Origin of the sequence: Faecalimicrobium dakarense (assembly GCF_000499525.1) — a bacterium.
GTDB lineage: Bacteria > Bacillota > Clostridia > Peptostreptococcales > Peptostreptococcaceae > Faecalimicrobium > Faecalimicrobium dakarense.
The window spans coordinates 1-6,165 of sequence record NZ_HG529427.1 but is presented as its reverse complement, the minus strand read 5'-3'; the positions used below and the strand labels follow the sequence as shown (position 1 = coordinate 6,165).

The following is a 6,165-nucleotide window of genomic DNA, read 5'->3' as shown; positions in this document are numbered from 1 at the left end:
CAAGTTCTTTCGCTATAGAATTTGCAACTTTCTCATTATCACCAGTTAACATCACAGTTTGTTTAATTCCTAGTGATTTTAAATTTCTTATAGCATTTGCACTATCTTCTTTTACTTCATCTGAGATTACTATATATCCTCTATACGCTTGATTAACAGCTATATAAACTACTGTTCCAACTTCTTTCGCTGGTGAATAGAATATATTTTCTTTTTTCATTAATTTTTCATTACCTGCTAAAATAAGCTCATCATTGTAATTTATTCTTATTCCATAAGCCGCAATTTCTTCATAACTGCTTATTTTATCTAAATCTATTTTTTTATCGTAGTAGTTTAATATTGATTTTGCTATTGGATGATTAGAATTAGCCTCTGCAAAAGCAGCGTATTCTAATAATTGTTCTTCAGATATTCCAACTGCATTAACCTTAGTTACATTAAACACACCTTTTGTAAGTGTTCCTGTTTTATCAAATACAACTGTATCAACATTTCTAAGCGCTTCTAAATAATTACTTCCTTTTATTAATATCCCATTTTTAGATGCAAATCCTATTCCACTAAAGAAACTAAGTGGTATAGATAGAACTAATGCACATGGACAAGATACAACTAAGAATACTAATCCTCTATATAACCACTCACTAAATGTAGCCCCAGGTATTATAATTGGAGGTACAACTGCCACTAAAAGAGCTCCTATAACTACTGCTGGTGTATAGTATTTTGAGAACTTAGTTATGAAGTTTTCAGTTTTAGATTTTTTACTACTTGCATTTTCAACTAAATCTAATATTTTAGAAACTGTTGATTCTTCAAACCCTTTAGTAACTTCTATAGTTAATAAAGCATTTTTATTTATAAACCCTGATAATACATCTTCTCCTTTTGAAACTTCTCTTAATACAGATTCTCCTGTAAGAGCAGATGTATCTACCATTGAATATCCATCTATTACTCTACCATCTAGAGGAACTTTTTCTCCTGGTTTTACAACTATTATATCCCCTATTTTAACTTCTTCAGGAGAAACTACTTTAAGTTCTGATCCTTCTTTTAAGTTTGCATAATCTGGTCTTATTTCCATAAGAGATGTTATAGATTTTCTTGATTTTCCTACTGCTATCCCTTGTAAGAATTCTCCTAATTGATAGAAAAGCATAACTCCTACTGCTTCTGGTAATTCACCTATAGCTAATGCTCCAACTGTGGCTATAGACATTAAGAAGTTTTCATCAAACATTTGACCTCTTATAGCATTTTTCGCTGCTTTTAATAAAACGTCTCCACCTACTATTACATATGCTATTATAAACATTGCATCTGCAAGTTTGCTTTCAAGTCCAGTCGCAATTTGATATATACCAAAGATATATACTAATGCCCCTATTGCAAGCTTTATTATATCTTTTTTATTTGAATCATTTTTTTCTTCTTTAACTTCTGATTTTTTAATATTTTCATCATTTATTTGTATATCTAAGCCTGGTTCTGTTGCATTTACTATGCCTACTATTTTATTTATAGTTTCTTTTTCATCAAAAGATTTTTTTATGTTTACTGTTAGTTTTTTATTTATAAAGTTTAAATTTGCAGAATCTATTTCTTCTAACTTAGATACTTTTTCATTTATAACTTCTGCACAGTGTGCACAGTTAAGTCCCCCTAAAATAATCTCTCTTTTTACTTTTTTTGAATCTCCTAGCACTTGTATATCAAGTCCTGGTTCCGTTTTATTTATTATATCTATTATATTAAATATAACTTTTTCTTCATCATAAGAATCTATTATATTAACAGTAAGTTTTTTATTTATAAAGTTTAAGTTTGAAGATTCAACTTCTTCTAACTTAGATACTTTTTCACCTATTACTTCTGCACAGTGTGCACAATTAAGTCCTCCAAGAATAATTTCTTTTTTTATTAAACTACAAGCCCCCATGTATATACCTCCTATCTCTTATATGTCTCCTTGATATGGTTCAATCCACAATCAAATATTTGACTTATGTGACTATCATCTAATGAGTAATAAACTGTCTTTCCTTCTTTTCTAAACTTTACTAATCTAGCTTGCTTTAGAACTCTAAGCTGGTGAGATATGGCTGAGTGAGTCATGCCTAGTAAATCAGCTATATCGCATACACACATTTCATTTGCAAATAGTGCATATAATATTTTTACCCTTGTTGTATCTCCAAAAACTTTAAATAATTCTGCTAAATCATATAGCATTTCTTCTTGAGGCATTGTGCTTTTAACTTCTTTTACTACCTCATCATGTATGTCTGTGCAATTGCACGTATTTATATCTTTTGTCATAATTTATCCTCCAATTTTCATTGCAATATATGAATAACTGTTCATATATTCATTATATGACTTATGTCCAATTTTTGCAACTAAAATTATTTAATTTAAAATAACTTATAAAGTACACATAATAAGTTTTATTCTAATATATATATTATTAGAGCAAATTATAAAAGTTTTACTTATAGTATTTTAGGAGGATTGATAAATTATGAACTTTGATATGTTTTCAAGCAAGCAAAACGATGACATGGATCCTAATTATATATACCCTAGACCTTATATAGATCCTATGATGTATATAAACCCTTATACAATGAATGGCATGCCATTTCAAAATAACCAAATGGATCCTAATATGACTAATAGTGGTTACATGACTTATATGAACCCTCATATGAACAATTCTATGATGGGACAATACCCTAATCAAGAAAATGATAATGATTTTGAATATGAGGATATGGATGACTTCTATATGGATATGATGAATCCTATGCAATGTATGCCTTATCAAATGCCTAACAACATGATGCCTCAAAATATGCCTATGATGAATGGTATGATGATGCCTCAAGGTATGCCTATGATGCCTCAAGGTATGCCTATGATGCCTCAAGGTATGCCTATGATGAATGGTATGATGATGCCTCAGGGTATGCCTATGATGAATGGTATGATGATGCCATGGATGATGTCACCTTATATGATGATGCCTGGCATGCCTCAAATACACATGGAGGAATTTGACGAGGAAGAAATGTAAATTTTTTTATAATATGTGTTATAAAATTTTTATATTTGTCTACAATATAAATGTATTCCTCATAATATTCCCCCAATATTATAAATACAAAATAAAGTCATGACTAGTTTAAGTTCATGACTTTATTTTTTTGAGCAATTGAATTTTTAATCTAGAAAATCATAAAAATCATTTGATCCTGACTCCACAAAATCATATAATATATTTTCTTCAAAATATAGTTCTTCTTGGCGCTCAACATACTCGTTATAATTACACTCTAATATTTTAGTTATATACTTTCTACAATTATCACTATATGTTCCAATAAAGAAATCATCTTCTATTTGATAATAGATTGCCTTTATATCATTATTTATTACATATATATTTTCTTTAACATGTTTATTATTAAAATTAAATCTAGTAAAAAATACTCCATCTTCCATATCGCTTTTAAGTAAAAATGGATTATCGATATAAAACTTTTCTAAAAACGATTCTTTATTTTTTAGTTTATATATACTTATATATTCTGGTTTAGATATTTCATCAAAAACTTCAAAATCATATACAGGTTCCTTATCTGTAACAAGTATAGAGTTTATTTTAAACTTTCCATTATCTTTACATATACTAAATGCTATTTTAGAAAAATAATATCCGTCATTATCTTCATATAATGCTTCACTTATATATTTTCCTTTTCCTTTGCTAGTTACTTCATTTTTTAATAACGTTCCATTTATATTAGTTATATGCATATTAGATATTTCTTCGTTGCCTGAAAAATATCTTAAGCTCTCTTTATCCCAAGCAATAAATCTCATAGTCATATAGTTTATAAATTCTACTTCGTCATTTATCTCTTTACATATTATTGGATACATTTGTTCAATAGTTAAGTCCGTTTCATAATTTTCTATTATATCTATATATTCTTCAACATCTCCAGGGAGTGGCTTTTCATAATAAGAGTTTTTCTTTCCAAAGTATTTTACTAAAAATAATGCCTCTTTTTCAGATATTTTTATTCTATCTGAACCTAATCCGCCCATTAATCGTTCTTCTTCTCTATAAGCTTCATCTTTAGTTGGATTTTTTAGACTTACATAGTCTGCTAACCCTAATCCTTCTGCATCTAACAAAAAATATTGATATAAATTTTCTTTATCTTCTTTCCATACTATTAAAAGCCCCATACTTCCCATAAGCCTTGAGTTTGTTATCTTTGCAAAATTGAATTCCATAAATTCACATCCTTATCTTTTATATCTCTATACTTGAGTTTAACATATAAACTTAGACAAGATTTATTATTTATTACTTTTTACTTTTATTTATATTATATGTAAAACCATAATTAATTGTAATAAATGCATATGTTTTTGAATATGATATAAACTAATCATATTTTAATAATTTATTTTTAGATTAAATAATTTTAAATTATTTAATTTAAGATTACAACTTATACATAATTTATAATATAATGAAATAAATGCTTAATCGAGGTGATATTTATGGGAAACATAGCAGCTTTTTTCGATATAGACGGTACTCTTTATAGAGACTCTCTTATGGTTGAACATTTTAAGAAGTTAATTAAATACGATATAATCGACCAAAAGGTATGGTTTGAACATGCCAGAGATACTTTTATGGATTGGGATAAAAGACAAGGAAATTACGATGATTACTTAGATGATGTGTGTGAACTATATGTAAAATCTTTAATAGGTCTTGATAAGACTTGTATAGATTTTACTAGTGATCAAGTAATAAAATTAAAGTCTGACAGAGTTTATAAATATACTCGTTCAAGAATAAAGTGGCATTTAGATAATGGTCATATAGTAATATTTATATCTGGTAGCCCTAATTTTTTAGTTGAAAAAATGGCTAAAAAGTATAACGTTACAGACTTTATTGGAAGTGACTATATATTTGAAAATGAAACATTTAATGGGACAGTTATACCAATGTGGGACTCTAAAAGTAAAAATACAGCTATAGATGATTTTGTAGATAAATATAATGTAGATTTATCAAAATCTTTCGCTTATGGTGATACTAATGGAGATATAAATATGCTTAGAAGAGTAGGTAACCCTATTGCAATAAATCCTACAAAAGAACTTTTAAACCATATTTCAAGTGATGTGAATATATCAAAAAATACTCAGATAATCGTTGAGAGAAAAGATATAGTTTACTCTTTATCTCCAAACGTTAATGTGCTTGATATATAATTTTAAAATTATAGTATATAGCTATTGAAATTATATTTCTTAAGCTTTTGCTTATTTTAAAGGGAGGTTAAAAATGCAAGTTAAAGAAAATTTGTCTAATATGTCTCTAGATGAGGCTATAGATAAACTTAGCAAAAGTGTCTATCTTGAATCTCCTGATATTTGGATAGACCTTACGGATAAAATTAATGATCAGATTTTCGATGAAATGGTACTTTTCTTTGCAACTAAATACGATGTTTTACCTATTTTAAAATATGCTCTAGAAAATAAATTTATAGATTTAAATTTACCATCTAAAAATACAACTTATAAAAATATAGGCGAACATCTAATATCTGTTGCTATTCAGAGCAATAACATTGATATTCATAACTATCTTAAAAGATCGTTAGGTCAAGATGATGATGAAATTCTGATAGAAGAAGTTCAAATAGAAAGTAATGAAAATAATAATAGTACATCTTATAAGCCTGAATTTATATGTCCTAGTTGTAATGTAAATATATTTGAATCTGGTTATAAGGCATCAGAGGATATAGTTTATAAATTTTCATTAGAGAAAAATAAATTAATTGAAACTTCGAGAAGCTTACTTGATAAAACAGTTTGCTGTAATTGCAATAATGTCATAAAAGGTATATCTATAAATCAGCTTAAAAATATTTGTACAGTTCAAAATTGTAGTAGATGTTCTGCTGATTTAACAAGTGTAGGAATTACAGACAAATCAAAAATGGTATACGATAAAGAATCTAATACATTTAATTCTAAATCAACATCTTTCCATTGTGCTAATTGTGATAATCAGATAAATAAAACTCAAGTGGAGTACTTTGGGTCTTTAATTAT

The 6,165-nt window shown here is 27.4% G+C and carries 6 protein-coding genes; 3 read left to right on the top strand and 3 right to left on the bottom strand.

The window, feature by feature from the left end; all coding sequences use genetic code 11:
• Together BN899_RS16555 and BN899_RS16550 are read right to left on the bottom strand one after the other, a co-directional pair.
• On the bottom strand, positions 1 to 1,945 hold a 1,945-nt coding region (locus BN899_RS16555; RefSeq protein WP_042277762.1), incomplete at its 3' end, for a heavy metal translocating P-type ATPase.
• Positions 1,946 to 1,956: 11 nt separating this feature from the next.
• Entirely contained in the window at positions 1,957 to 2,325 is a 369-nt protein-coding gene (locus tag BN899_RS16550) for an ArsR/SmtB family transcription factor (protein WP_042277760.1), read from the bottom strand.
• A 202-nt stretch (positions 2,326 to 2,527) separates the two neighbouring features.
• Here BN899_RS16550 and BN899_RS19370 point away from each other — a divergent pair, with 202 nt between their 5' ends.
• The gene (locus BN899_RS19370) at positions 2,528 to 3,082 is read left to right on the top strand and encodes a hypothetical protein (RefSeq protein ID WP_042277758.1); all 555 of its coding nucleotides are present in this window, start codon (positions 2,528 to 2,530) and stop codon (positions 3,080 to 3,082) included.
• A 146-nt stretch (positions 3,083 to 3,228) separates the two neighbouring features.
• On the opposite strand, the gene BN899_RS16540 is transcribed toward BN899_RS19370, so the two are convergent.
• On the bottom strand, positions 3,229 to 4,311 hold the full coding sequence (locus BN899_RS16540) for a hypothetical protein (protein ID WP_042277756.1): 1,083 nt from the start codon (positions 4,309 to 4,311) through the stop codon (positions 3,229 to 3,231).
• 273 nt (positions 4,312 to 4,584) lie between these two features.
• On the opposite strand from BN899_RS16540, the gene BN899_RS16535 reads away from it, so the two are divergent.
• Together BN899_RS16535 and BN899_RS16530 are read left to right on the top strand one after the other, a co-directional pair.
• Positions 4,585 to 5,313: an HAD family hydrolase gene (locus BN899_RS16535; protein ID WP_042277754.1), complete on the top strand. Its 729-nt coding sequence runs from the start codon at positions 4,585 to 4,587 to the stop codon at positions 5,311 to 5,313.
• Between the two features lie 73 nt (positions 5,314 to 5,386).
• The coding region (locus BN899_RS16530) for a hypothetical protein (protein ID WP_052356894.1) at positions 5,387 to 6,165 on the top strand (779 nt) is incomplete at its 3' end.

What these genes read in the sequence shown, in the direction of transcription:
- BN899_RS19370 (WP_042277758.1), top strand. Translation starts at nt 2,528, where the DNA reads ATGAACTTTGATATGTTTTCAAGCAAGCAAAACGATGACATGGATCCT.
- BN899_RS16550 (WP_042277760.1), bottom strand. Translation starts at nt 2,325, where the DNA reads ATGACAAAAGATATAAATACGTGCAATTGCACAGACATACATGATGAG.
- BN899_RS16535 (WP_042277754.1), top strand. Translation starts at nt 4,585, where the DNA reads ATGGGAAACATAGCAGCTTTTTTCGATATAGACGGTACTCTTTATAGA.
- BN899_RS16540 (WP_042277756.1), bottom strand. Translation starts at nt 4,311, where the DNA reads ATGGAATTCAATTTTGCAAAGATAACAAACTCAAGGCTTATGGGAAGT.